General features: G+C 62.5%; 2 protein-coding genes. One reads left to right on the forward strand and one right to left on the reverse strand.

Annotated elements, in window-relative coordinates:
• Positions 1-299 precede the first annotated feature (299 nt).
• Positions 300-1,442 carry a helix-turn-helix transcriptional regulator gene (locus K6I34_RS36420; protein WP_229332307.1) on the forward strand — a complete coding sequence of 381 codons (1,143 nt, stop codon included), beginning with the start codon at positions 300-302 and terminating at the stop codon, positions 1,440-1,442.
• Here K6I34_RS36420 and K6I34_RS36425 read toward each other — a convergent pair.
• On the reverse strand, positions 1,439-1,843 hold the full coding sequence (locus K6I34_RS36425) for a hypothetical protein (RefSeq protein WP_229332308.1): 405 nt from the start codon (positions 1,841-1,843) through the stop codon (positions 1,439-1,441). The genes K6I34_RS36420 and K6I34_RS36425 overlap by 4 nt on opposite strands.
• Between the last annotated feature and the right edge of the window lie 46 nt (positions 1,844-1,889).

Consider the following 1,889-nt stretch of genomic DNA (forward strand, 5'->3'; position numbering starts at 1 on the left):
GGGGTGAGGTGGTGGCAGCCGCAGCGGGGCTTGGGGACCGGGACGTGGGCGGGCTGGGTGACGGCCGGTCGAGGATTGGGGCTGGATTTCTTGAGTCTGAGGACCGCCCTGGCCCGTCGGAACCAGTGGCGGATACGATCGCGCATGTCGGCGCTCCTTGTCAGCGTTGGCCACGCCCCGGGACCGCTACCACGGTTGCCGGGGTTTGAGCTGTCATGACTACCGGAACCCCGAGCCTCAGCGGGAGTTGACTAGCGTTGACTACTCTGGTGGTGACTGGTCAACACCTTGGGGCGGTTATGAATGACTTCGCTTCCCACCTGCGAGCAGCCATGGCTGCCAAGGGCATGACGATGCGTGGCATAGCGCGCGCACTCCAGTACGATCCCGCCTACCTGTCCCGAGTGCTCAACGGGAAGCAGCAGCCGTCTGAACGGTTAGTCGAGTTGCTGGAGCGTCTTCTGGACGCCGGGGGTTCGTTGACCGCTCCGGCGACGGAGGGTAGGCAGAGCTTTGTGAATAGCTGTGAGGCGGACATTCGGCACATCCGCGACACCATCAGCCACTTGCTCGAACATGACAATCGGTATGGCGGTGACGCTGTGGCGTCGACCGCTGTTCAAGTCCTGCGAGTCGGCAAGGAAAAACTCGACAAGGACGAGATCCCAGATGAGTTGCATAATGAGTACCTAGCCACCGTGGCCGAAATGGCAGAAATCGCCGGGTGGCTCCTCTTCGATGCCGGCCAACAGGAGGATTCGCGCTCAGCATTCCTGGACTCACATATGCTTGCACGCCACGCCGGAGACAAGCCTATGGCGTGGTTTGCCCTGGACATGTTGGCGATGCATAGCATTGAACATGGCAGGCCGGGTGAGGCTCTGCGAGTTGCTGACGAGATCCTCTCTGATCCTCGCACTCCGGCGCGGGTGGCCCTACTCGCGCGGATTCGTAAAGCCAGGGCATTGGCTATTACTGGCGCACGGCAACCGTCCTTGAACGAGTTTGCCTTGGCGCGGAGTGCGCTGGGGGGTTCCATCACCACACGCGACCCTTCGTGGACGTGGTGGGTCGATGACCGCGAGCTGACAGGACACGAGGGTGAGGCGTTGCTGGTTGGGGGAGATCCCAGTGCGGCCATTCCGAAGTTGCAGCGCGCCCTTGAACTCTCTATCACCAGCGATACCAATAGGCGGGTAAATCTCTACTACAGCGTCGCCCTGCTCGCCGCATACACGTCAGCGCGAGCGTGGCGAGAATGCGAAACTACCCTTCTCTCTATCCCCGCCATGTTGGAATCCGTGGCCTCCGGTCGCAGTCGTCGCCGCCTACGATTGACGTTGCGTGAAATCATGCGGGAACCCAACTCGCCTTATTGGCTATCCGACTTGGCGAGAGAGATTGCGCAAACGCTGCAACCTCCCCTTCGCGGTACCTATTAGAACGGTATTTGAGAGTCTCCGTAATGGACATAGTGCCACGTCTGGAGTATGTGACTCGGGTCGGTGTTGGCGAGTTCGCGTCCTGCGAGGTCGACCTCCGTGACAAGCTCCGCCGCGCTCCGCTGGACCTCCTCATGCGCCAGCACGTAGATCTTGGGCTCGCCGGGCACCCAATGCGCGGACCGCCACTGAAAACTCCGCCCGCTCACCGTCGACAGTTCGCGCTCCACCAACCGAGGGCGGCTCCCGGTCAATTCCGCGAAGTCATGCGCGCTCAGGCCGCCCCCGGCAGCCACGGTCAGGCTGACGAGCTCCCGGCCCAGACCGCCGCCGTTGAGCAGACGCAGAAGATCCTGCTCCGCACCCCATTGCACCGCCCGGGCATGGGATGACGGCTCCAACCAGTGATCGATCCCCGCCGTCCGCAACGGATGCCGCCCTCAGGCA

It is taken from the genome of Streptomyces sp. UNOC14_S4 (assembly GCF_020740835.1).
Taxonomy (GTDB): Bacteria; Actinomycetota; Actinomycetes; order Streptomycetales; family Streptomycetaceae; genus Streptomyces.

What these genes read in the sequence shown, in the direction of transcription:
- K6I34_RS36420 (WP_229332307.1), top strand. Translation starts at nt 300, where the DNA reads ATGAATGACTTCGCTTCCCACCTGCGAGCAGCCATGGCTGCCAAGGGC.